The following is a 23,599-nucleotide window of genomic DNA, read 5'->3' as shown; positions in this document are numbered from 1 at the left end:
TGCTTGCTTAACCTTAAATATGGTGGCGGAAACGATAATTTCAAGCCGTATGTTTAGGGTTAAACACCACTTCCCATAAGTGCCCGTCGGGATCGGTAAAAACACCCCCGTAACCACCCCAGAACAACTTGCGAGCGGGCTTTACCACCGCCTCATCGGGCAGTGACGCCATAAGCACATCGACTTCTTCAGTACTGCCAACGTTGTGTGCCAGCATTAAGGCTGTTGAGTCTGGGGTACCAACGGCGACACCACAGTCAGCAGCAATGCTCTCCCGCGGCCACAAGGCAAAGGTTAAGCCGCCAGCCATTTTAAAGAACGCCACGGCGCCATGTTCAAACGCTTCGCCGATAATCCCTTCGGTGGGTAAGCCGAGTACGTCGCGGTAAAACGCCACGGAGCGCTCGAGATCATCTACGCCTAAGGTGATATAGCTAATCCGGGGTTGCATGAGCAGACTCCTGTTGCGGCGTTTGCCTGCGCACTTTGATGTCTTTAATCAAGGTTACCAGTACAAAGCTCAGTAACATCAGCAAGAACCAAGAGCTTAACTTCGCCAATGGCACCATTTCCCAGCCATTGCTCTGATTAGGATAAATCCAAATGTTCGCAAAGGTCGCGATGTTTTCGGCAAACCAAATAAACATCGCCACTAAGAACCAGCCCACCAACAACGGCATACTGCGATGCTTGGAAATCACTTTGAAATAAATTGTCGTGCGATAGAACATCAGCAGTGTCGCCGCTAACAAAACCCAGCGGATGTCCCAAATAAAATGATGACTGAAGAAATTAATGTAGACCAACGTCACCAATATTACCGTCGCCCATTTTGGTGGATAATAAGAATACTGAAAGTCGAACAAGCGCCAGACCCGCGCTAAATAGCTCCCAACGGCACTATACATAAAGCCAGTAAACAGCGGTACATTGGCGATGCCGAACACGTAGGCTTCGGGATAAACCCAGGCGCCAATGGCATCCGAAGTCTTAAACAACTCCATCACCGTGGCGACTATGTGAAAGACGATAATAACGAAGGCTTCGCGGAGGGTTTCAAGCTTGAAAGCCAATAAGAAAACTTGGAAAGCGATTGCCGCTAAAAAGATAAAATCGTAGCGGTGTAACCCTTCAATGGGATACCAATAGCGGGTGATCAACATGACGGCGAGTAAAAACCCGCCGAACATGCAAGCGTTAGCTTGTTTTAAGCCAAATCGCCAAAACTCAATGATAAAAGTCTTCACATTTTAATCTTCTTGCTCAGCGCGCCAGCGCATTTCGTTTTCCACATTGGCAATCGGTTGTAGCATCGCAAAATCCAGTGCATCAGGTTTATCACCTTCTTTCACTTTACCGACGAACTGGGGATCAGCCAACGCAGCTTTACCAAGCGCCAACAGCGAGCCTGGATAATGTGCTGCAATTTTAGCGTAGTTGGTGCCATCAATACCGCCATTCACGATCAACGGAATGCCAGCATCACGTACCACTTCAGCTAACGAACGCGCGCCACCTTTTAAAGCCGGACGATTGGCATCGTTATCAGTGGTATGAATATAATCAATCCCAGCTTCGGCAAGCACTTGTACCAGCCAATTAAAGCCCTCTTCGCCTTCCGGCCATTGATAATCTGGGTCGGTAATGGTGATTTGTGACAAGCGAATACCCAAGACAAAATCATCCGCAACCATTTCACGGGCAGCTTTTACCACGTCGATGACAAACTGTGCACGGCGTTGCATGTCGCCGCCCCACTTGTCGTCACGGGTGTTGAAGTGCGTGCTTAAAACTTCATTGAGCAGATAGCCATTGGCGCCGTGTAACTCCACACCGTCGAAGCCAGCTTCAACGGCGCCACGAATACCATGCAAGAAGCCATTAAGAACCCGCTCAAAGTCACTTTCGTCCATTACTTTTGGCTCGAGCCACGCTTCTTGGTCGCCATAAAGGCCCAACGGCTTGCCCACAGGTTTCTGTGCAGTCACACCCAGCGGTTGTTTATCGAAACGGTTATATTGCATCTGCGCACCGGCATGCATGAGCTGCGCAATGATCTTCGCACCTGCGCCATGCACTGCCTTAATCACCGGCACCCACGACTCGACTTGCAATGCATCCGCAAGGCCAGGCTGGTTCTCATAGCCTTGGCTCGCGTCTTGATCAGGGTAAATTCCTTCCGTAATAATGAGCGCAAAGCCGCCTTCGGCGTAGCGCTTGTAATGCTCCACCATCAGCTCGTTAGCGCGGCCATTTGCCTGCGCACTGACCCGTGTCATCGGCGCCAAGGCAAAACGGTTGGCAAGCTTCATACCGGCGAATTCAATACTCGAAAACTCTGAATCAAACATAACATCCTCAACTTAGGAAAGTTTTATCATAACTGTACGCTAAGTGAGTTACGCTTTTTGATCAAGCACGGTTCAGAACGAGCGCGGCTTTTTGTTTTCGCCGCCCAAAACCAAACGCGCGCCGGAAGGTCGCTAGCGGGATCGGTAAATATTGGCGCTCAGCGGGCGACTGCCACGGCAACGAGTCTTGGTCTGGATCATTGATGTAGATGTAGTTTTCGTCAGCAGCACAGATCACCACCCAGTGCGGCGCTTTGCTCTCATCGAACACATAGGTGCTAATGAGCGCAACCACGACTTTACCTGCCGCAAGATCTTCCATTAACTGCGCCAAACTGTAGTCACCTACCACAATAGGTACGCGGGCTGCTCGCAAGGCCGCAATGTCACTTTCTTGAATGCGTGCCATGATGTTTTTCTTTTCCGCGCTACGCACCGAGTCCAACAACACCGGACCATCATGACTGACATGCAAAGTTACCTGCATGCCACGACGTAACGCTGCGCGGGCAAGCCCATGAGGACCACAACCACCGTGCCCAGAAGTCATGAAAATCGTAGTTGCTTCGCGCCAGATCTCCAACTCCTCATGCTCTGGATCAGTCGAAGGAATATCAAAAAACGCCATGGCCATCAGCAAGCTTGCTGGGCCGCAGGTAAAATCCGTCGTTTGGGTTCGATACGGTACTAAACGTTGTTCACCATTTTGGCCTGCTGGCGGCTCAAACCGCGGCAAGAGCTTTTGCAATACCACTGCATCGGCATCGTCCTCATAATATTCGGGGCGAATTTCCATATCGTAGTAACCAGCGCTATGGTATAGCGCCAGCGCAGCTTCGTTGTCGGTTTTGACTTCAAGACGCATGAACAAGCAATGACGCTCATCAGCGTCATGTTCGGCGGCATTCAGTAATTGTCGACCATAGCCACGACGCCGATAAGCGGGGTCAATAGCCAACGAGTATAAACGCGCTAATTGCGTGGCTTGGCGATACAGCACAATGTAGTAACCGACAACCTCACCCGCTATGGCTAATACTTGAAAGTCACCAATACCTTGGTCGATAAAACGACGGAAACTGCGACGACTGATGCGATCGGTGGCAAAGCTCGCTTGCTCGATACGCTCAAGAGCATCAAGGTGTTGGCGTTGGGCACGAAAAAGCTGACTATGCATAGGTTGTACATCGTGAAGTGGAAATACGCGCCTAGTATATCGCAGTTATGCGCAGAAAGTGCTAAACTAGCGCGCAAATTTTTTGCACCAGCTGAGGACCTTTCCGTGAGTGATCAAAAAAGCGATCAAAAACCTTCTTTGAGCTACAAAGACGCCGGCGTTGATATCGATGCAGGTAATGCTTTAGTCGACCGTATTAAAGGTGTTACCAAGCGCACTGCGCGCCCAGAAGTCATGGGCTCAATTGGTGGTTTTGGCGCCTTATGTGAACTCCCTACCAAGTATAAGCAGCCGGTACTCGTATCGGGAACCGATGGCGTCGGTACCAAACTACGACTGGCTATCGACCTTGGTAAACACGATACCGTCGGTATCGACTTGGTTGCGATGTGCGTGAATGACCTTATCGTGCAGGGAGCTGAGCCACTTTTCTTCCTTGACTACTACGCCACCGCTAAGCTTGATGTTGACGTTGCTGCAGATGTGGTAACAGGGATTGGCGAAGGTTGTGTGCAAGCTGGCTGCGCTTTGATTGGCGGTGAAACTGCCGAAATGCCGGGCATGTACGAACAAGGCGATTATGACATCGCCGGTTTCTGTGTTGGCGTCGTCGAGAAAGCTGACATCATCGACGGCAGTAAAGTCGCTCCCGGCGACGCCTTAATTGCACTAGCATCAAGCGGTCCACACTCCAACGGCTACTCGCTCATTCGTAAAATCATCGAAGTCAGCGGCACCGATGTTGCCAACGAGCAGCTGGCGGGCAAGCCGTTAGCTGAACACTTAATGGCACCGACGCGTATTTACGTGAAGTCAGTGCTGAAAGTGCTTGAGCAACATAGCGTACACGCTATCTCGCACATCACCGGTGGTGGTTTCTGGGAAAATATCCCGCGCGTATTGCCTGACGATGCGAAAGCAATGATTGATGATAGTAGTTGGGAATGGCCAGAAGTCTTTAATTGGCTCCAGCACCATGGCAACGTCACCACCAAAGAAATGTATCGAACTTTCAACTGTGGTGTGGGCTTAATTATGGCAGTACGTCAGTCCGAAGCTGAAGCCATTGTCGAAGAGCTGCGGGCGCAAGGCGAAGATGCTTGGGTGATTGGCCATGTTGCGGCTCGACACGGTGACGAAGCACAGGTTGAAATCACCGAATGAAGCGCATCGTTGTCTTAATTAGTGGTTCTGGCACCAATATGCAGGCTATCGTTGAGGCCTGCGCGCAACAGCGTATTGATGGCGAGGTTGTTGGCGTCATCAGCAACAAAGCCGATGTTGGCGGCCTTGAAAAAGCCGCAGCTGCGGGTATCGCTTCAGCAGTTTTATCCCATAAAGACTACGACACACGTGAAGCCTACGATGCCGAACTGCAACAACTGATCGACAGCTTCAAACCTGACATTGTAGTGCTGGCTGGCTTTATGCGCATCCTAACCGCCGAGTTTACCAAGCATTATCATGGCCGCATGCTCAATATTCACCCGTCGCTGCTACCGAAATACCGTGGCATCAACACGCACCAGCGTGCGCTCGATAACGGTGACAAAGAACATGGTGTATCGGTGCATTTTGTCACCGAGGAGCTCGATGGTGGGCCGGTTATTCTGCAAGCGCGCGTGCCCGTTTTCGAAGGCGATGAAGTAAGTGACCTGCAACAACGGGTACATGCGCAAGAGCACCGCATCTACCCGTTAGTGGTACAATGGTTGTGCTCAGGTCGGCTGAAGCTGACCGATAAAGGTGCAGAACTTGATGGCACCTTACTCGGCCCGCAAGGTTACGCAGCCGACTAATCCAACTGCTGCAATAAGAGGGTGGCGACTTCATCACCCTCTTTGCGTTGCTGCATTTTCACCAGCACATAATCCAGTTCTGGCGCAAACCAATATATCGTTTCACGTTTTTTGGATTCACGTACGCGTTCAACCTTTAATGCTGCAATGTCGCCATAGGGCAAGCTCAATTGCTCGATTGCTCCGCGGCGAAACTTCTGCAAGTCATTACTCCCTTTGTCATCAATAATTTGAAAGCTAAAATCTTGTGCGTCCGTATGCTGCAGCTCATAACGCAGCTGTTCCAACATACTTGCTTCATCCAGCAGGCCAGCATGCCACGTTACTGGTAACGGCGCTTCTGCCTCAACATCGATCACTTGCTTTGCCGCGGTATCAAAACGCACGCGGATACCCTTATTCCGTCCAGTTCCAGAACGCTTGAAAGCAAACGTTTGCGGTTCGACCCTGCCGTCGCTAAAGCCGAAGGTAGAATCGTAACGCCGCACATCGGACAAGAACAAAAACGAGATCTCGGTTTCATTTTCGAGTTGATAGCGACCACTGTCATCACGTACCAACGTGCGCAAAGCTTCGCCATAATTCGAGCCACCACGCTGGACCTCGTATCGCGCATCGTAAGTGCTCAGTTCTGGTTGCTTTTCTACAGCCACAGCCACGCTACTCACAAGTAACAAAGACAGACTCAAAAATGGGACTCTACGTTTCATATTCACTCCTGTGCGTCGATCTTCAGCACGTTCATCCACGTATGGATTTATACTAACTTGAAAGGTCTGACCTTAACATCATGAAAAAGTGCAATGAGGGTTGAAAATGACGCCCAAATTGACTACTCTCAATGCATAACTTTACTGGTCAGACCTCTAACCACAACGACGGAGTATCACTATGAGTGTCGCCTTATGGATCATTGCCACCTTGCTAGTATTTGGTGGCTTACTGTATTACCGCAGTTCGCTGCTGGTAACCAGCCTTGGCTTAGTCGCTATGTTTGCGATTGGAAGTTTCTTTGACATCGTCGGTCCAGTGCTGTGGGTACTGTTAGCGATTGTTCTAGTGCCGCTTAACATCACTGCCGTACGCCGTGGATTTATTAGTAAATCACTGTTGGCGATGTATCGCAAAATCATGCCAGAGATCTCGGAAACCGAGAAAGACGCTATCGACGCTGGCACGACCTGGTGGGAGGGAGAACTCTTCCGTGGTGCACCTGAGTGGAAGAATCTGCACAGCATTCAAAAGGCTGAGTTGAGCCGCGAAGAACAAGCTTTCCTTGACGGTCCAGTCGAGGAAGTTTGCAAAATGCTCAATGATTGGGAAGCCACCCACGAGCTGGCGGACATGCCAGAAGAGGTATGGCAGTACCTGAAAGACAACAAATTCTTCGCCATGATTATCAAGAAAGAATATGGCGGCTTGGAATTCTCAGCTTACGCGCAATCACGCGTATTGCAGAAGCTTGCGGGCGTCAGCACCATCTTGGCGAGCACCGTTGGTGTGCCTAACTCTTTGGGCCCAGGCGAGCTATTACAGCACTATGGTACCAAGGAACAGAAAGACTACTACTTGCCACGCCTCGCGACCGGTGAAGAAGTACCGTGCTTTGCCTTAACTAGCCCAGAAGCAGGTTCAGATGCTGGTTCGATTCCTGACACCGGTGTGATCTGTAAAGGCGAATGGGAAGGCAAAGAAGTTGTGGGTATCCGCTTAAACTTCAACAAGCGTTACATCACCTTGGCCCCGGTTGCCACGGTACTTGGTTTGGCCTTCAAATTGTACGACCCCGAGCACCTTATTGGCGACAAAGAATCGTTAGGCATTACCGCTGCCCTCATTCCGCGCGACACTAAAGGTGTTGAGATTGGTCGTCGTCACTTCCCATTGAATGTACCATTTCAAAATGGCCCGATCCGTGGTGAAGACGTGTTTGTGCCACTTGATTTCATCATCGGTGGTAAAGACATGGCTGGTAAAGGCTGGCGTATGCTGGTTGAGTGTTTGTCGGTTGGCCGGGCGATTACCCTGCCATCGAACAGTGCGGGTGGGGTAAAATCGATTGCCTTAGCGACCGGTGCTTATTCGTACATTCGTCGTCAATTCAATCTCCCTGTGGGTAAGATGGAAGGCGTACAAGAAGCCATGGCCCGCATTGGTGGCAACGCTTACCTGATGGATGCGGTGACCAGCTTCTCTACCAAAGGCATCGACTTAGGCGAAAAGCCATCAGTGATTTCGGCGATTGCCAAATATCACATGACCGAAAAACTCCGTGCCTGTATGGATGACGCCATGGATATTCATGGTGGTAAAGGGATCTGTTTAGGCCCTAATAACTACTTGGGCCGCGGTTACCAAGGCGTACCTGTTGCTATTACCGTGGAAGGCGCGAACATTCTTACCCGTAGCTTAATGATTTACGGTCAAGGCGCAATCCGCTGCCATCCTTACGTTCTCGAAGAAATGCTGGCGTCAGCCGAATCAGGCTCTGAAGCCTTGAATCGCTTCGACAAAGCTATCTTTGGTCATATTGGCTTTGCCATGAGCAACTTTGTGCGCTCATTGGCGCTCGGTCTTGGCGGTTATCGCTTCAGTAGCGCACCATACAAAGACAGCACCAAACAGTATTATCAGCAAATGAACCGCTTCAGTGCCAACCTAGCATTGTTGTCGGATGTTGCCATGGGCGTACTTGGTGGCTCATTGAAGCGTAAACAGCGTATTTCTGCACGCTTAGGCGACATGTTGAGCTATTTGTACATTGGCTCGGCAACGCTGAAGCGCTTCGCTGACGAAGGCCGTCAACACGAAGACTTACCGCTGTTGCATTGGGCGATGCAAGACACCTTGCACAAGTTGCAAGAATCGCAGCTGGAATTGCTCGACAACTTCGGTTTCGTCGGTAAAGCTATGCGCGTCATCATGTACCCGCTCGGCCGTTTCGTGAAACGCCCATCGGATCGCTTGGACAGCAAAGTAGCGAAGATCTTATTGAAGCCAAATGCGAGCCGCGAACGTCTTGGCGCTGGCCAGTTCTTGGCGCCAGAAGGTCAATTCGGTTACCTCGAGCAAACCCTGCTCGACATCATCGAAGCCGAGCCTTTGCATGATCGTGTTCAGCGCGCCGCGAATAAACGCATCCCGTTTATTTTCTTGGACAAAGTGGCCGCGCAAGGCAAAGAGCTGGGCGTACTGAGTGATGACGAAGTTGCTCTACTTGAGCGTGCCGAACAAGGCCGTCTGCGTGTTATCAACGTTGACGACTTCGCTCACGAAGATCTCATGGCCGGCAAAGCAGCTCGCGAATGGGCCTTAGAAAACCAAGGAAAGAATCAAGGAAAGAAGTCTGACGCGGCGTAAGTGCTAACTTGCTGCACGACTCAACAAAAAAACGGCGCCGTTGGGGCGCCGTTTTTTTATGCTTGCTGGTAGCTTACTTGACACTGGTATAACGCAAGTAAGGCTTAACGGTTTTGAAGCCTTGCGGGAATTTCTTCTCGGCTTCCTCCATGGAAACACTTGGTGGAATGATCACGTCACCGCCAAGCTCCCAATCCGCTGGTGTCGCCACACCGTGTTTGTCACCAGTTTGCAAAGCGTCAATCACCCGCAAAATCTCGGCAAAGTTACGGCCCACGCTCATTGGATAAGTCATGGTTAAACGAATTTTCTGATTCGGATCGATAATGAAGACCGAACGCACCGCTGCTGTTGTGCTTTCGCCCGGATGAATCATTTCGTACAACTCGGCGACCTTTTTGTCTTTATCCGCAACGATTGGGAAACCCACTTTCGTGTTTTGCGTTTCATTAACGTCATTCATCCAGCCTTTGTGCTCTTCCACAGTATCGGTCGACAAACCAAGCGGCTTCACACCACGCGCAGCAAATTGCTCAGCAAGTTGCGCGGTACGCCCCATTTCAGTCGTACAAACTGGCGTATAATCAGCTGGATGGCTGAAAAAGAACACCCAAGAACCTTTCGCCCAATCATGAAAATTGATCTTGCCTTCAGTGGTATCAATCTCGAAGTTAGGCGCTGTATCACCAATACGTAATCCCATCTCTAATACCTCTCTCGTATTTTTCTGTCTTTAAAATTTATTCGCCGGAATCTTAAAGTAACGATGGCCGTCCGCTTCAGGTTCAGGCAATTTTCCTGCGCGCAAGTTCACTTGCAGCGCGTGTAACATGCGATCAGGTAACGCTAACGTCGCGTCGCGCTCATCGCGTTGTTTTCGATAGGCAGCTTCACTTACATCTCCCGCCAAATGACTATTACTGGCTTTGTGTTGCGCTACGGTTGCTTCCCATGAAGGATCGCGACCATTTTTACCGTAGTCATGCCCGACATAAAGACGCGTCTCATCAGGTAGCGCGAGAATCCGTTGCAAACTGTCCCAGAGTTCTTTCGAAGAGCCACCGGGGAAGTCAGCTCGTGACGTGCCACTGTCTGGATACATAAAGGTATCGTGAACAAATGCCGCGTCGCCAACAATATAAGTAATCGAGCCCAGCGTATGCCCAGGTGACAACCAAACCTCGACAGCTAACTCACCTATTTTGAAGGTATCCCCCTCAGCAAACAGGTAGTCAAAATCTTCGCGTGGCGCAAAAGCGTTAGGTAAATGATAGTAGTCGCTCCACAATTCAGCTATATCACAGACCTTTTCACCAATCGCATTCGGCGCCCCCGTCTGCTCTTTCAAGTAGTATGACGCCATCAAATGGTCAGCGTGCGGGTGCGTGTCTAACACCCAAGTGATTTTCAGATCGTTTTCCTTGGCCAGTTCTAAGACCTGATCTGCACTACTAAAGTCAGTTTTCGCCGAACGCGGATCAAAATTCTGCACCACGTCAATAAGTGCAGCTTCACGCGACTTAGGATCTGCTACGATGTACTGAATCGAGCCCGTATCGGCCTCGTAGATCCCCCATACATCAGGAGAGCCAGCCCCAGTTGAAGGGCTATAACGTACAATGTTTTTCATGTGACCTCCTTATTTCGCATTTATCTAAACTAAGAGATCAGCTAACATTGTTCAAGGTTTACACAGTAAAACCAAAACGATTATAGCAATCGTATCCGGCGATTAAGTTTTCGCGTATAAAACGAATTAGCATAAGTTAGATAACTTAAAGAATTAGAGATTCAGCATGATTGGAGCAATCTTAGGCGCAATTCTGATTGGCATCAGCCTTGGTGTGTTTGGCTCAGGTGGTTCCATTCTTACCGTGCCAGTGCTGCTGTACCTAGCCGATATGCCGGGCAACATGGCCATCGCTTCGTCGCTGATCATTGTCGCCTTTATCAGCTTATTCGGCGGCCTCATCGCCACCCGCAAAAAGCTCGTATCATGGCGCCACGTCTGGCTGTTCGGTGTGCCTGGCATGCTCGGCGCCTACCTAGGCGCTTGGTTGGGCAGCGCCGTCGATCCGCGCCTACAATTACTCGTATTCGTTATTTTGATGGTCATTGCGGCCTTTATGATGTGGCGCCGCAAAGCGCCACAAGGTGAAACGATTCAACAAGTGAAAGTCGTCAAAATTACCCTAGATGGCTTAATCGTTGGTGCCATCACTGGCTTCGTGGGGGTTGGTGGCGGGTTTCTGATTGTCCCCGCTCTAGTGCTGCTCGGTGGCGTACCCATGTTCCTTGCCATCGGCACCAGCCTGATGATCATTGCGCTGAAATCCTTCGTCGGCTTCGCCAAATACTTCACCGCACTCACCGATCAAGGCTTTGCTTTCGACTGGACCACCATCGCCATTGTTACCATAGCGGGCATCGCTGGCAGCTTTGCCGGCGCTTGGATTAGCGCCAAACTTCCGCGTGACAAGTTACAAAAAGGCTTCGCAGTTTTCTTGATCATTATGGCCGTGATTGTACTCACTCAATCCGTGCTTTAATCGAACAACAAACAGCAAATAGCGAACAACAAAATCTCGCCATTTTCGTGTACAATCGACGGCTTTGATAAAAAACGACGACAGGAGCCGTATTGCATGACGCAATCAAACTCAGCCGCAGACCAACAGAAACGCGGCGCCTTTACCCGCTTTCTCGACACCGTAGAATGGTTAGGTAACCTCTTACCACACCCCATTACCTTGTTTGCTTTGTTTGCAATTGGCGTTGTTATCGCCAGTGGCATCGCCTCCTACTTTGGCGTTAGCGCACAAGATCCACGCCCCGGCGGTGAAGTCATCGAAGTCGTCAGCTTACTTAATGCCGAAGGCCTACAACGCATCGTTACCGGCCTCGTCACCAATTTCACCGGCTTTACCCCGCTCGGCACCGTTTTAGTCGCCTTGTTAGGTGTCGGTATTGCCGAACGCTCAGGCCTATTGTCAGCCGCCATGCGCGGCCTCGTAATGAACGCCCACCCACGCGTCGTTACCCTAGCTGTCGTGCTCGCTGGCGTTATCTCCAACACCGCCTCTGAACTCGGTTACGTCGTGCTCGTGCCGCTATCGGCCATGATCTTCCACTCGCTCGGTCGCCATCCATTGGCCGGACTAGCCGCAGCTTTCTCGGGCGTTTCCGCCGGTTACAGCGCCAACTTACTCATTGGCACCGTCGACCCATTACTCGCCGGTATCACCACCAAAGCCGCAAACCTGATCGACCCAGAATACTACGTTGGCCCCGAAGCCAACTGGTATTTCATGATGATCTCGACCTTCTTGATCGCCATCATGGGTACTTTTGTCACGGAAAAGATCGTCGAGCCCAAACTAGGCAAGTACGACACCAACGAAGCCAGCATTAACCTTAGCGAACAAAAAATCGAAGCCCTCTCGCCGCAAGAGAAACGTGGGCTAAAAGGCGCAGGTTTGAGCTTCTTACTACTTGGTGCCCTCCTCGCGCTGACCATCGTGCCAGAGTGGGGAATTTTACGTAATCCAGAAGACGGCAAAGTTGCCGGTTCGCCGTTCCTGAAAGGCATCGTCACCTTTATCTTCATCACCTTTGCCATTCCGGGCTACGTTTACGGCCGTATCACCAAAGTCATGAAGACCGACCGTGACGTCATCGACGCCATGTCCGAATCCATGAGCACCCTCGGCATGTACATCGTGCTCGTATTCTTTGCCGCGCAGTTCGTCGCCTTCTTCGGCTGGACCAACTTCGGCTCAATCTTTGCCATCAAAGGCGCCACCTTCTTACAAGAAGTCGGCCTCACCGGCCCATCAGTGTTCATTTTGTTCATATTGATGTGCGCCTTCGTCAACCTCATGCTCGGCTCCGCCTCTGCACAATGGGCGATCACCGCGCCAATTTTCGTGCCGATGCTCATGCTTATCGGCTACGCCCCCGAAGTCATCCAAGCCGCCTACCGTATCGGTGACTCCGTCACCAACATCATCACCCCAATGATGAGCTACTTCGGCCTGATCCTCGCCGTCGCCGCGCGCTACAAAAAAGACATCGGCATCGGCACCCTCATCGCTACCATGCTGCCCTACAGCATTATGTTCCTCCTCGGCTGGAGCATCCTATTCTTCATCTGGGTCTTCGCCCTCGGCATGCCAGTCGGCGTCGAAACCCCAACCTACTACACCCCGTAGGTTGGGCAGCTTTGCGCTTCGGGCTTACGTTCGCAGCAGCGAAGTGAACACTGAAGCGCTGGCGTGGTTTGAGGTCCCTAAGCCTGAGTGTCTGCCGCAAGGATGCGGCAGGCAAGCCCCCAGGGATGGGTTCACGGCGTCTCAGGCTTAGGGACCTCAAACCGCGACAAAAGCGGAAGTGTTCGACGAAGCGGCGGAGGGTTTAGGTCGCCGGGCTGGCTTCTGGGCGGCGGAGCACGCGGTAGAGTATGGTAGCCGTCAGGCCGCAGGCGCCGATGACGAAGAGCATGCCCAAAGGATGTTGATGGCCGACGATGTTGACGACGGCGGAGATGATGCCGGCGATGAGAAATTGCAGGCTGCCGGTGACGGCGCTCGCGGAACCGGCCCGTTCTTGTTGTTCGGCGAGGGCGCCAGCCATAGCGTTGGGGAAAACCATGCCAAGGGTGCTAACGTAGGCGAAGACAACGAAGAGCACGAACCAGAAGTTGGCGTTGAGTAGCCCCAGGGCTATGGTCACGATTGAAATTAACGCTAGTACTGGCAACGACTTGTTGAGAATTTTGCGGGCGTCGCGGCGGCGCAGTAGCCACGCATTGAATTGCGCCATGCCGATGATGCCAATGGCATTGAAGCCGAACAGCCAACTGTAATGGGTTGGATCGAGGCCAAAATGTTCGATGAATACAAGCGGAGAGCCGGTGATATAAGCGAATAGACCCGATTGAGCGATACCGCCAGCAAGCGAGTAGCGCAAGAAACCACGATCTTTGAGCACATCCCAGTAGATTGGCAGACTGCGCCGCATGCGCACCGCACCATTGTAGGAGCGCGTTTCGGGCAAACGAATGTGCACAATGGCCATACAAGCGACTGCCAGTGCCGCTACGATCAGGAAAATCGCCTGCCAACCGAAGGCCTTGGTCACGTATGCACCCGCTAGAGGCGCCAGAATTGGCGCAATACCCATGACCAAAATCAAGAACGAAAACACTTGGGCCGACGCCTGCGGCGTGTAGAGGTCGCGTACCATCGCACGCGCAATGACTAAGCCCGCGCAGGAGCCAATGGCCTGTAAAAAACGCAAGACGATTAAGCTTTCAAGATTTGGCGCGTAAGCACAGGCCAGCGACGATAAAATATAGATCGTCAGGCCAAAGTACAGCGGCGGCTTGCGCCCCCACTTGTCAGAAGCAGTGCCATACAATAGCTGGCCGATGAATAGGCCAAGAAAAAACGAAGTAAGGGACAATTCGACACGATTAGACTCAGTGCCGTAGCTAGCGGCAATGTCGCCAAACGCCGGCAAATACATGTCAATCGACAATGGCCCAAACATGGTAAGTAGGGCCAGAACAACAACGACGAGATCAAATTTTGCTTTATCAGAGACCGGCGTTACTGTCATTCGTGCGCCGTCCGATAGCGTTGCGTGCTATGTTCGGTCGGCCGTTTTATTGTTGTTGTTTTGCGGGCCCAATCGACGAACGATTGCGCATAGTTAACGTAAGTATCTTGCACTAAACCAGCCTGATTTAAGTCGCCTAACAAACGCCAACCATCAGCGCCACCGGCCAAGAAGCTATTGGTGATCATGGTGTACGTCTGCTCAGCCTGCATGGGTTGCCAACCCGCGTCAGTTTTGACTTGAAGGTTGCTAAAGCGCTCACCATTAGCGGCACTAATATCAACGTCAAAACGAATTCCTGCACCATGCGGATAAGCACCGTCAGACCCCGAGTCTGACAACGCATACTCAACCGCTTGCTCGAGCACCTTTTTCACCTCTGCGCCAGTGATCTGTACTTCTACCAAGGTGTTTGCGAACGGTAATAACCGATAGGCATCAGCAATAGTTAACGCGCCGGCATTTAGGTCCGTACGCACCCCACCGCCGTTTTGCAAAGCGAAATCCGCTTGTGGTGCGCTCGCCAAGAAAGCTGCGGCCACGACCGCATGTACGTCAGACTGGCGACCTAAGCCACAGTCCGCAATGGTCATCGGGCCCATACGCTTCATGCACAGCCGCTCGTCGACCGTGGCAATGGTTGTTTGCGTAAGCTCATCCAAGCTTTCTTGATAAGTTACCAATAATTTCTGCGCCGCAGGGTCCTTAGCGACCGCTGTAAAACCTGGTAATTCGGTAACGCCAGCAGGTGCATCCGTACTGATCAGCAAGTGCGATTGACCGCCACAACTTGCGACGTGGTCGCCGCTAAAGCTTACCTTAAGCTCGCCAACGACTTGGCTGTACTGCCAAGCATGGGCAACACAAACCGGCGCTCCATTGGCGTTGGTCACTTGCATCGGATACGGGCCAACGGTCGGCAACCCATATGCTGCGTAGTCACCGAGCAAGGTATGTGAATCCCCGCCGACAATAAAATCAACGGCAGGTAAAGCCTCAGCGAGACGCAAATCGTTTTTATATTGAATATGCGTCAGTAAGCCGATTTTGTGAATACCTTGGCTTTGCAGTTCGGCAATATAGTATTCGGCAGTCTCAAGCTCGTCTGCAAACATGGTCGTCGCATCAGGTTGCGATGAATTCTTCGTTTTAACCGCAATATCAAGGCCAATCAAACCAATCTTTTCGCCACCAACATTGAAAATTGTGTAGGGCTTAAAACTGTCCCAGCGGGTCTTCGGAGTCAGTGGTGAAACACCAACCTCTGGCTCGACATTCGCCGCTAACACTTCGGTACGACAGTCTTGCGTCAACGCTAAGCTGTCCAAAAAGTGCTTTAAGCCAGCATCACCGTTGTCAAACTCATGGTTGCCTAGGGCAAACGCATCAAAACAGACTTCATTCATGAGTGCGGCGTCAGCATCACCGTTGAAGATGGTATAAAACAAGGTGCCGGTAATAGCATCACCTGCATGCAATGCCAGAACATTCCTATTGGCCGCACGAATTGCGTCGATTTGACTGACCACGCGGGCAAAACCACCGGTTTCGACCTCGTAGTCCTGCCCCAACACGCTGATTTTCGTGCCGTGGCGCGGCAACAGATTCGAATGATGGTCGTTTACATGGGCTACGGTAAGTTCAAAAGCCGCAGGTGGCGCTTCACTCGGTGCTTGCGCGCAGCCCCACAACAAAGTACCCGCAATAGCGAGTGTACCTAACTTACCGAACCCATGTTGCCACATCATTGTCGCCTTACTTAACTAAGCCAATTTCGCGTAGACGTTCCATCAGGTAGTCATCTGATGAAATCGCCTCCCAACGCTTCGGATTTTCATCGGTAATACAACTTTCCAGCGGGTCAATCACCACGTCTGGATTAAAGTGCAAGAAGAACGGAATTGAGTAACGTGACTTCGAGCTGTACGGTGCTGGCGGATTCACCACGCGATGCGTGGTTGACGGCAATACGCCATTGGTCATGCGTTGCAACATGTCGCCGACGTTACAAATAATCGCACCTTCGATAATGGTCACTGGGATCCATGACCCATCTTTAGCCAACACTTCTAACCCAGGCTCACGTGAGCCTACTAATAAGGTCAATACGTTGATGTCTTCGTGGGCACCAGCGCGCACTGAAGGTGTGCCTTCGTCTACGATCGGCGGATAGTGTAACGGGCGTAAAATCGAGTTACCTAAATTAACTTTATCGTTAAAAAAGTCACGCGGCTGGTCAAGAAATACCGCTAAAGCCTCTAATACACGCAACCCTAACGCGTCGAGCGAACGGTAAAGCTTAAGAATCTTTTCTTTAAATTCAGGCAGCTCTTTTGGCCAAATATTAGGCGTAAGTTGCTTGAATGGTGGCTCACCTTCAATTTCACGACCAACATGCCAGAACTCTTTTAAATCAACATGTTTCGCGTCTTTGGCAATTTCAGTACCGAACGGCGTATAACCACGCGCACCACCACCACCAGGAATATGATATTGCTTTTTCACGTCTTCAGGCAGCGCAAACAAGTCGCGACACGTATCCAGCGCTTCTTCAATCAGCTGTTGGTCAACGCCATGCTTGGTTAATGCTACGAAGCCGTTTTGTTCGTAACCTTCGCCAACGTGCTTGGCAAACGCCTCAAAATCTTGGTCGTAGAGGCTCATATCAATGTGTGGAATGGATTTCATCAGTAACCTTTCGAAACGAGTAAAAACAGCCGTCTATGGTATGAATTTTAGGACCTTTTGACAAATAAAAACGGTACTGCGCGCTGGGTAAATCTTTGGTAAACCGTCTTTTCAAGTTGCCATAGTGTTTGCACACTTAGAATCGAATTCATTGCAACGAGGTAAACAACCATGAAAACGTTCAGCAAAGTGTTATCAGTTACTGCAGTTACCAGTGCCCTAGCCTGCGCTGCACCGAGCTTTGCGCAGACGCACGACAATACCCCGTTTGAAACACCGCAAACCAACCGAGCCTTCAACTTTCTGAGTGCAGGTGTGGCGGATCATGATGGTGGTGGTGACAGTATCATCGTCGAAGGTAGCTACCAATTTAACTCTCCCTGGTTTATTAGTGGTTACCTTCGCGATGGCGATGACGGTCCGTTTGGCGACAGCCGCGACGCCCAAGGCCTAAAACTAGGCCGCTACGTTTGGCTCAGCGACAACCTAGTTGCGGATTTTTCAGGCCGTTTCGGTCACGTTGATTTTGGCCCTGAAGATAGCGCTTTTTGGGGTGTCGAAGGTAACCTACGCACCCGCATCGACCGCTTCGAAATTTACGGTGGTCTGGGCTGGGTCGACTACACCGATGCCGGTAGCGATAACCAATACCAATTTGGTACACGCTTCTACATTACCCCTGAATTTGCGGTAGGTGCGCGTTACCAAGATAGCGAATTTGGTGACGGCATCCGCATCGAAGCTAGTTATCACTTCTAGTAAAATCGGGTATGCTGTGACATTCCACACGCACGTTTTGGAGTTTTGTGATGTCACAGCTACCCCCGTTTCTGACCCTTTATCGTGAACTTATTGCGACGCCATCGGTGTCGTGCCTTGATCCACATTGGGATACCAGCAACAAAGCTGTCATCGATAAACTTGCCAATTGGCTAACCACTCTCGGTTTTCAGGTTTCCGTCAACGAGCTCACGCGTCAGCAAGGCAAGTTCAACTTACTTGCCAAGTACCTTCCCACCGGCTCCGATGGCAAAGGCGGTCTCTTACTCGCCGGTCATACCGATACGGTGCCATGGGATGAGGGCCGTTGGACCAAAGACCCATTTCAACTGCATGAAGCAGACGGCAAACTGTACGGATTAGGTAGCGCGGACATGAAAGGCTTCTTCGCTTTTGTCCTCGAAGCTTTGCGTGACCTCGATTTAAGCAAGTGCACCAAACCCTTATACGTACTAGCCACCGCAGACGAAGAGACGACGATGGCCGGAGCGCGGGAATTAGCTGCATTCGGCGAATTGAAACCCGACTTTGCGATTATTGGTGAACCCACTTCTATGACGCCAGTAACCATGCACAAAGGCCACTTAACCGAAGGTATTCGGGTTACCGGTAAGAGTGGACATAGTTCGAACCCTGCCGGTGGCATCAATGCCATTGAAATTATGCACGACGTCATCACGGGCTTGCGTGAATTACAACGGGACTTCCAACAGCGCTATCACGACGATAACTTTGCTGTACCCTACCCCACCCTGAATTTTGGCAATATTCATGGCGGGGATGCCGCCAATCGTATTTGCGCCTGTTGCGAGATGCACATCGACTTGCGTCCACTCCCAGGTATGCGCATGGACGAACTTTACGGTTTACTCGACGCCAAACTTAAGCCTTTACAGCAGCAATTCCCTAATGCGATCTGTCTTGAACACCTGCATGAAGCTATTCCAGGCTACAAATGTGACCCTGACTCGGCAATTGTGCAACTGGTACAAGACGTCACCGGCAATAGCGCCGAACCAGCGAATTACTGTACCGAAGCACCGTTCGTGCAAGACCTTGGTTGCCAGACCATCGTTATGGGTCCCGGCTCGATCGCTCAGGCACATCAACCCGATGAATTTATTCGTTTAGACGAGATTGCACCAGCGCAGCAACAACTGCGCCAGATCATTACTCGGGTATGTGGCCCAACATTCGCATAACAGGTTTAAAGCTACGGCGGTGAATCGGGCACACGCCATGTTCTTTGATGAGTGCTAGGTGTGCTGGCGTTGGGTAGGCTTTGTGCTTGGCAAAGTCGTAATGTGGATAAAGCGCATGCCACTCGAGCATCTGCCGGTCCCGTTCAACTTTCGCCAGTATTGAAGCTGCGCCAATGCAAGCATGCAGGGCGTCACCACCTACTATAGCCTCCGCGGGCACCTGTAGATTAGGTAGTTTATTCCCGTCTACTAACACTTTTTCTGGCGCCACGGGCAGAGCTTCCACGGCACGCTTCATGGCCTCAAGTGAGGCCTGCAAAATATTAAGCTGGTCAATTTCTTTAGCATCGCACTGCGCAATGGCCCAATACAACGCCTTGGCTTTAATTTCTTCACTCAACGCTTGCCGCTTTTTCTCTGAAAGCTTTTTCGAATCATTAATGCCTTCAATCGGTTGCTGCGGGTCAAGAATAACTGCCGCAGCCACCACCGGTCCGGCAATGGGCCCACGCCCTGCTTCATCAGTTCCACAAATCATTTGATCTCACGTTCTTCTGTTGTGCTTCTGGATTGATGGGGTATGATACTTTCGTCTAACAAATAATAACAATAGAAAAGGGGTATTCTCATGTCCGAATCATCCTCGTTACTCAACCGCATGCTCGACAAAGTCGAGAAGGTGGGTAACAAACTTCCTGATCCGGCAGTCATGTTCTTTGGCTTGCTGATTATTGTTTGGGTCTTTAGCTTCTTGCTTTCCGGAATTGAGTTTGATGCCAAGCATCCACTCACTGGCGAAAATGTCCAAGTCACTAACTTACTTAGTGGCGCAGAAATGGCGGACTTCTTAGCCAACATGGTCAACACCTTTATGGGCTTCGCGCCGTTGGGTGTGGTACTCGTCGCCATGCTAGGTGTTGGGGTTGCCGAGCGCAGCGGCTTTATCAATGTCGCGATTAAGCTCATGTTGAACGTCACGCCAAAAGTATTGCTGACACCTGTGCTGATCTTGATCGCGATTGTCAGCCATACTGCGGTCGACGCAGGCTATGTGTTGGTGATCCCGCTCGGTGGTGTTATTTACTACGCTGCAGGCCGTCACCCACTGGCAGGTATTGCTGCAGCATTTGCTGGTGTATCTGGTGGTTTTAGTGCCAACTTTGTACCTTCGGCGATTGACCCTCTCTTACAGGGCTTCACGCAATCGGCTGCACAAATTCTTGATCCACAGATTCAATTGAACCCATTGAACAACTATTTCTTTACCGCAGCATCATCGATTATCGTTGTGCTCGTAGGTTGGTATTTAACCGACCGTGTGATTGAGCCACGCTTGAGCAAAACACCAATTGATGGCGATCAAGAAGACATGCCAGCGCTTGACGATGTCACCCCGCGTGACCGCAAGGCGTTTTTGCTTGGTGTTTTAACCATGGTTGTCGGTCTTGGTCTTTTGGCATGGGCTTCACTTACTGAGAACACACCTTTAGCCGATCCGGTAACCGGTGAACTGGCGTCATTTAGCGCACCGCTCATGCAAATGATCGTGCCGTTAATCTTCTTACTCTTCATCCTACCAGGTATCGTACACGGTTACGTTTCAGGTAATTTCACCAACTCTCAAGACGTGATCGGCGCCATGACAAAATCCATGGAAGGCATGGCCTACTATATGGTCATGGCGTTCTTCTGTGCGTTGTTTATCAAAGCCTTTGGCGACTCGAACCTTGGTATTTTGTTATCGATTAAAGGCGCGACGTTCTTGAGCTCGTTGCAGCTTTCCGGTGGCGTGACCATGGTCGGTATCATTCTGTTGGTTGCCTTTATTAACTTGTTCGTTGGTTCTGCGTCGGCCAAGTGGGCACTGATTTCACCGATCTTCGTGCCTATGCTCATGCAGCTCGGGTACTCACCTGATTTAACTCAGGCTGCGTATCGTGTCGGTGACTCGACCAGTAACATCATCACACCACTGTTGCCGTACTTCCCACTCGTAGTGTTGTACTGCCAGCGTTATGTGAAGAACACCGGTATTGGCTCGTTGGTTGCATTGATGCTGCCGTTCACAGTCAGTCTGTTGGTGATCTGGTCAGCCTTCCTAGTATTGTATTGGATAGCGGGTATTCCATTAGGTATTCAAGCCAACTACATCTACCCAGCAGGTTAAACCATGGGGTATTTTTCGGGTAAAACCGTCTGGCTAACCGGTGCCTCTTCAGGCATCGGTTTAGCTATGGCACAGCAACTCGCCGAAGCCGGCGCGCATTTAATTCTTACGTCGCGCCGTGCCGAGGTACTGGAGCAAGTCCGTAGCGAGCTTGCCCACCCCGAACGTCATCAAGTGTTAGCACTCGACTTAAGCCAGCCGGAAGCAGCCGCGGAGCAAGCGCGGGTTGCGCTAGGTGACCAAGTGATTGATATCCTGATCAACAACGCCGGTGTCTCACAACGATCGATGATTCTCGACACTGACCTTAAGGTCTATCGACAGTTGATGGAAATTGATTATTTTGGCGTCGTAGCTTTAACCAAGCTAGTTTTGCCGCGTATGGTAGAGCGTCGCCGTGGACACATCGTCACAGTGTCTTCGGTAGCAGGTAAAGTCGGTACTAAGCTACGTAGTGGCTATAACGGCGCAAAATTTGCGGTGCTTGGCTTTATGGATTCGTTACGTGCCGAAATGAACCAACATGGCTTGGTGGTGACTTCAATTCTACCCGGCTTTATCAATACCGCGATTGCGCACAATTCGCTATCAGGCGACGGCTCTGCGCTTGGTAAAGAAGATCCCGACAACGCTGGTGGCATCTCGGCTGAAGAATGCGCCCGCCAGTCTCTGCAGGCGATAGCAAAAGGCAAAGCCGAAGTCGTGGTTGGCTCCGGCATGTCCAAGCTTGCCCCGTTCTTGCAGCGCATCTCGCCGAGCTTTGTGCGCCGCATGGTGGCCAAGCGTTAAACATAAAGACAGCAAAAAAAACGGCCCGAGGGCCGTTTTTTTTTAAACCATATGCACCAACATCGAGGTTGGGTCTTCCAAGTATTCCTGCCAACGCTTATTGAAGCGAGCAATGGTGCCGCCGTCAATGATGCGATGATCGCCTGACCAACTGACATTCATGATTTTGCGCGCGACCACGTTACCCTGAGCGTCAAAGCGTGGGAGTTCTTGTACTTTACCCAATGCCACAATAGCGGCTTCCGGTTTGTTGATGATTGGCGTCGCTACGGTACCGCCAATGACACCGATATTCGAAATGGAAATAGTGCCACCTTTCATATCTTCTTGGGCTACTCGACCCTCACGAGCAGCCTGAGTCAGACGGGTGACCTCATTGGCGATGTCGATAATGCTCTTGTTTTGTACCTGCTTTACGTTGGGTACGAGCAAGCCAATCTTGGTGTCGACTGCCATACCGATGTTGTGATCATCAAAATAGGTGATCTCGGTACAGTCAGCATTCACTTGCGCGTTCATGATTGGGAATTCTTTCAGCGCTAACGACAACGCTTTGATGAAGAATGGCATCATGGTGATGCGAATACCTTCATCTTTGTAACGCTCTTTCAATTGTTTCTGCAGCGCCATGACGTTGGTCAGATCAAATTCATCAGCGTAGGTAAAATGCGGAATGGTGCTGACCGATTCGGTCATCGCTTTCGCCATGGCCGCTTTTACGCCACGGATGGCTTCGGTGCGGGTGCCGCCGCTGGTTGCTGCTGGCTTGGCTGCTGAGTCGGACGTCGATTGCGATGTTGTTGCTTCCCCCGTGGTAGAACCACGGGCTACAAAGTTTTCGACGTCTTCTTTCATTACGCGGCCTTTGGCGCCGGAGCCAGGAACTTGGCTGATGTCGACGTCAAGTTCGCGGGCACGTCGGCGAACCGCCGGGCTCGCAATGGCTTTGCCTTGGCGCGCCGCTTGTGGGGCGTCGGCTTGACCTGGTTTGGCGGCGGACGGTTGACCATCGTTCGTGGCGCTAGCTGACCCCGTAGTAGAACTACGGGCTATGTTGCCTTCACCTTCTTCCCCTTCAACGCGGATGGCGAATAGTGGCTCATGCACTTTAGCGATGTCGCCTTTGGCGTAGTAAAGCTTTTCGACGACGCCGTGTTCTTTCGCGGGGATCTGTACCAAAGCTTTGTCGGTCATTACGTCAACGACCGGTTGGTCTTCTTCGATGACATCGCCCTCTTTGACTTGCCATTCGACGATTTCGCATTCGACGATACCTTCACCGATGTCGGGAAGGATGAAGTCGGTGACAGTGCTTCCTGAAGTTGCATTGCTGCTGGGTTCAGGTTCCCCCGCAGTAGAACTGCGGGCTACGTCCTTGTCCGCCGATGCAGTTGAATTGGCGTTGTCGGAACCCGCGTCATCGTCGGTGCCGGTGATGGCAAAGAGAGGTTCGTGGACTTTGGCGATGTCGCCTTTGGCGTAATAAAGCTTGCTCACCACGCCGTCTTCTTTGGCGGGGATCTGCACTAATGCTTTGTCGGTCATCACGTCGACCACTGGCTGGTCTTCTTTGATGGTGTCGCCTTCAGCAACAAGCCATTCAACGATTTCGCACTCAACGATGCCTTCGCCGATGTCCGGTAAGATAAAATCTTTACTCATACTAC

General features: G+C 51.2%; 20 protein-coding genes and 1 pseudogene. 9 read left to right on the top strand and 12 right to left on the bottom strand.

The features are described from left to right. Nucleotides 1-40: 40 nt before the first annotated feature. From NV375_RS00940 to rimI, 4 genes are all read right to left on the bottom strand, one after another. Entirely contained in the window at nucleotides 41-451 is a 411-nt protein-coding gene (locus NV375_RS00940) for a VOC family protein (protein ID WP_258806571.1), read from the bottom strand. Then, nucleotides 435-1,247, bottom strand: a complete 813-nt coding sequence (locus NV375_RS00935) for a DUF817 domain-containing protein (RefSeq protein WP_258806570.1) — start codon at nucleotides 1,245-1,247, stop codon at nucleotides 435-437. The genes NV375_RS00940 and NV375_RS00935 overlap by 17 nt, the downstream gene beginning before the upstream one ends. Nucleotides 1,248-1,250: 3 nt before the next feature. Continuing rightward, nucleotides 1,251-2,351, bottom strand: a complete 1,101-nt coding sequence (locus NV375_RS00930) for an NADH:flavin oxidoreductase (protein ID WP_258806569.1) — start codon at nucleotides 2,349-2,351, stop codon at nucleotides 1,251-1,253. A 61-nt stretch (nucleotides 2,352-2,412) separates the two neighbouring features. Continuing rightward, nucleotides 2,413-3,528, bottom strand: a complete 1,116-nt coding sequence (gene rimI, locus NV375_RS00925; protein WP_258806568.1) for a ribosomal protein S18-alanine N-acetyltransferase — start codon at nucleotides 3,526-3,528, stop codon at nucleotides 2,413-2,415. Between the two features lie 105 nt (nucleotides 3,529-3,633). Here rimI and purM point away from each other — a divergent pair, with 105 nt between their 5' ends. Continuing rightward, on the top strand, nucleotides 3,634-4,692 hold the full coding sequence (purM, locus tag NV375_RS00920; RefSeq protein WP_258806567.1) for a phosphoribosylformylglycinamidine cyclo-ligase: 1,059 nt from the start codon (nucleotides 3,634-3,636) through the stop codon (nucleotides 4,690-4,692). Next, nucleotides 4,689-5,327: a phosphoribosylglycinamide formyltransferase gene (gene purN / locus NV375_RS00915; RefSeq protein WP_258806566.1), complete on the top strand. Its 639-nt coding sequence runs from the start codon at nucleotides 4,689-4,691 to the stop codon at nucleotides 5,325-5,327. Before purM ends, purN begins: the two co-directional genes overlap by 4 nt. On the opposite strand, the gene NV375_RS00910 is transcribed toward purN, so the two are convergent. Continuing rightward, entirely contained in the window at nucleotides 5,324-6,037 is a 714-nt protein-coding gene (locus NV375_RS00910) for a DUF3108 domain-containing protein (protein ID WP_258806565.1), read from the bottom strand. The genes purN and NV375_RS00910 overlap by 4 nt on opposite strands. A gap of 181 nt (nucleotides 6,038-6,218) precedes the next feature. Here NV375_RS00910 and fadE point away from each other — a divergent pair, with 181 nt between their 5' ends. Further along, nucleotides 6,219-8,687, top strand: coding sequence for an acyl-CoA dehydrogenase FadE (gene fadE / locus NV375_RS00905; RefSeq protein WP_258806564.1), 2,469 nt, complete (start codon nucleotides 6,219-6,221; stop codon nucleotides 8,685-8,687). 73 nt (nucleotides 8,688-8,760) lie between these two features. Here fadE and NV375_RS00900 read toward each other — a convergent pair whose 3' ends face one another. Both NV375_RS00900 and NV375_RS00895 read right to left on the bottom strand, forming a co-directional pair. Beyond that, entirely contained in the window at nucleotides 8,761-9,390 is a 630-nt protein-coding gene (locus NV375_RS00900; protein ID WP_258806563.1) for a peroxiredoxin, read from the bottom strand. A 291-nt stretch (nucleotides 9,391-9,681) separates the two neighbouring features. Next, a pseudogene (locus NV375_RS00895) lies at nucleotides 9,682-10,317 on the bottom strand (MBL fold metallo-hydrolase); the annotation flags it as partial. 166 nt (nucleotides 10,318-10,483) lie between these two features. Here NV375_RS00895 and NV375_RS00890 point away from each other — a divergent pair. Both NV375_RS00890 and NV375_RS00885 read left to right on the top strand, forming a co-directional pair. Continuing rightward, nucleotides 10,484-11,236: a sulfite exporter TauE/SafE family protein gene (locus NV375_RS00890; RefSeq protein ID WP_258806561.1), complete on the top strand. Its 753-nt coding sequence runs from the start codon at nucleotides 10,484-10,486 to the stop codon at nucleotides 11,234-11,236. A 96-nt stretch (nucleotides 11,237-11,332) separates the two neighbouring features. Then, nucleotides 11,333-12,898, top strand: a complete 1,566-nt coding sequence (locus tag NV375_RS00885; RefSeq protein ID WP_258806560.1) for an AbgT family transporter — start codon at nucleotides 11,333-11,335, stop codon at nucleotides 12,896-12,898. Nucleotides 12,899-13,100: 202 nt separating this feature from the next. Here the strand turns inward: NV375_RS00885 and NV375_RS00880 are convergent, their stop codons facing one another. Genes NV375_RS00880 through NV375_RS00870 form a run of 3 tightly spaced genes read right to left on the bottom strand, consistent with a single transcriptional unit; the run spans nucleotide 13,101 to nucleotide 16,994 of the window. Further along, nucleotides 13,101-14,306: a multidrug effflux MFS transporter gene (locus tag NV375_RS00880; protein ID WP_258806559.1), complete on the bottom strand. Its 1,206-nt coding sequence runs from the start codon at nucleotides 14,304-14,306 to the stop codon at nucleotides 13,101-13,103. After that, nucleotides 14,303-16,054: a bifunctional UDP-sugar hydrolase/5'-nucleotidase gene (locus tag NV375_RS00875; RefSeq protein WP_258806558.1), complete on the bottom strand. Its 1,752-nt coding sequence runs from the start codon at nucleotides 16,052-16,054 to the stop codon at nucleotides 14,303-14,305. The genes NV375_RS00880 and NV375_RS00875 overlap by 4 nt, the downstream gene beginning before the upstream one ends. Nucleotides 16,055-16,061: 7 nt before the next feature. Beyond that, complete coding sequence (locus NV375_RS00870; RefSeq protein WP_258806557.1) at nucleotides 16,062-16,994, bottom strand: isopenicillin N synthase family oxygenase; 933 nt, start codon at nucleotides 16,992-16,994, stop codon at nucleotides 16,062-16,064. Nucleotides 16,995-17,165: 171 nt separating this feature from the next. On the opposite strand from NV375_RS00870, the gene NV375_RS00865 reads away from it, so the two are divergent. Together NV375_RS00865 and argE are read left to right on the top strand one after the other, a co-directional pair. Continuing rightward, on the top strand, nucleotides 17,166-17,753 hold the full coding sequence (locus NV375_RS00865; protein ID WP_258806556.1) for a hypothetical protein: 588 nt from the start codon (nucleotides 17,166-17,168) through the stop codon (nucleotides 17,751-17,753). A 50-nt stretch (nucleotides 17,754-17,803) separates the two neighbouring features. Beyond that, nucleotides 17,804-18,976 (top strand): acetylornithine deacetylase, encoded by a 1,173-nt coding sequence (argE, locus tag NV375_RS00860; RefSeq protein WP_405035386.1) that lies wholly within the window; start codon nucleotides 17,804-17,806, stop codon nucleotides 18,974-18,976. Here the strand turns inward: argE and rnhB are convergent. After that, the gene (gene rnhB / locus NV375_RS00855) at nucleotides 18,945-19,514 is read right to left on the bottom strand and encodes a ribonuclease HII (RefSeq protein ID WP_258806554.1); all 570 of its coding nucleotides are present in this window, start codon (nucleotides 19,512-19,514) and stop codon (nucleotides 18,945-18,947) included. The genes argE and rnhB overlap by 32 nt on opposite strands. Before the next feature lie 90 nt (nucleotides 19,515-19,604). Here rnhB and NV375_RS00850 point away from each other — a divergent pair, with 90 nt between their 5' ends. Together NV375_RS00850 and NV375_RS00845 are read left to right on the top strand one after the other, a co-directional pair. Further along, nucleotides 19,605-21,143, top strand: a complete 1,539-nt coding sequence (locus tag NV375_RS00850) for an AbgT family transporter (RefSeq protein ID WP_258806553.1) — start codon at nucleotides 19,605-19,607, stop codon at nucleotides 21,141-21,143. A gap of 3 nt (nucleotides 21,144-21,146) precedes the next feature. Continuing rightward, a complete protein-coding gene (locus tag NV375_RS00845) occupies nucleotides 21,147-21,932 on the top strand; it encodes an SDR family oxidoreductase (protein ID WP_258806552.1) in 786 nt (261 codons plus the stop codon). A 42-nt stretch (nucleotides 21,933-21,974) separates the two neighbouring features. On the opposite strand, the gene NV375_RS00840 is transcribed toward NV375_RS00845, so the two are convergent. Continuing rightward, on the bottom strand, nucleotides 21,975-23,594 hold the full coding sequence (locus NV375_RS00840) for a dihydrolipoyllysine-residue acetyltransferase (protein WP_258806551.1): 1,620 nt from the start codon (nucleotides 23,592-23,594) through the stop codon (nucleotides 21,975-21,977). Nucleotides 23,595-23,599: the final 5 nt, after the last annotated feature.

This window comes from Pseudidiomarina sp. CB1 (assembly GCF_024752025.1).
Classification (GTDB): Bacteria; Pseudomonadota; Gammaproteobacteria; order Enterobacterales; family Alteromonadaceae; genus Pseudidiomarina.
This window is presented reverse-complemented; position numbering and strand designations above follow the sequence as displayed.

Coding starts and splice junctions, on each gene's coding strand:
- argE (WP_405035386.1), top strand. CDS start 17,804: ATGTCACAGCTACCCCCGTTTCTGACCCTTTATCGTGAACTTATTGCG.
- NV375_RS00885 (WP_258806560.1), top strand. CDS start 11,333: ATGACGCAATCAAACTCAGCCGCAGACCAACAGAAACGCGGCGCCTTT.
- NV375_RS00845 (WP_258806552.1), top strand. CDS start 21,147: ATGGGGTATTTTTCGGGTAAAACCGTCTGGCTAACCGGTGCCTCTTCA.
- rnhB (WP_258806554.1), bottom strand. CDS start 19,514: ATGATTTGTGGAACTGATGAAGCAGGGCGTGGGCCCATTGCCGGACCG.
- NV375_RS00875 (WP_258806558.1), bottom strand. CDS start 16,054: ATGATGTGGCAACATGGGTTCGGTAAGTTAGGTACACTCGCTATTGCG.
- fadE (WP_258806564.1), top strand. CDS start 6,219: ATGAGTGTCGCCTTATGGATCATTGCCACCTTGCTAGTATTTGGTGGC.
- NV375_RS00930 (WP_258806569.1), bottom strand. CDS start 2,351: ATGTTTGATTCAGAGTTTTCGAGTATTGAATTCGCCGGTATGAAGCTT.
- purN (WP_258806566.1), top strand. CDS start 4,689: ATGAAGCGCATCGTTGTCTTAATTAGTGGTTCTGGCACCAATATGCAG.
- NV375_RS00870 (WP_258806557.1), bottom strand. CDS start 16,994: ATGAAATCCATTCCACACATTGATATGAGCCTCTACGACCAAGATTTT.
- NV375_RS00880 (WP_258806559.1), bottom strand. CDS start 14,306: ATGACAGTAACGCCGGTCTCTGATAAAGCAAAATTTGATCTCGTCGTT.
- NV375_RS00890 (WP_258806561.1), top strand. CDS start 10,484: ATGATTGGAGCAATCTTAGGCGCAATTCTGATTGGCATCAGCCTTGGT.
- NV375_RS00865 (WP_258806556.1), top strand. CDS start 17,166: ATGAAAACGTTCAGCAAAGTGTTATCAGTTACTGCAGTTACCAGTGCC.
- rimI (WP_258806568.1), bottom strand. CDS start 3,528: ATGCATAGTCAGCTTTTTCGTGCCCAACGCCAACACCTTGATGCTCTT.
- NV375_RS00850 (WP_258806553.1), top strand. CDS start 19,605: ATGTCCGAATCATCCTCGTTACTCAACCGCATGCTCGACAAAGTCGAG.
- NV375_RS00840 (WP_258806551.1), bottom strand. CDS start 23,594: ATGAGTAAAGATTTTATCTTACCGGACATCGGCGAAGGCATCGTTGAG.
- NV375_RS00910 (WP_258806565.1), bottom strand. CDS start 6,037: ATGAAACGTAGAGTCCCATTTTTGAGTCTGTCTTTGTTACTTGTGAGT.
- NV375_RS00900 (WP_258806563.1), bottom strand. CDS start 9,390: ATGGGATTACGTATTGGTGATACAGCGCCTAACTTCGAGATTGATACC.
- NV375_RS00940 (WP_258806571.1), bottom strand. CDS start 451: ATGCAACCCCGGATTAGCTATATCACCTTAGGCGTAGATGATCTCGAG.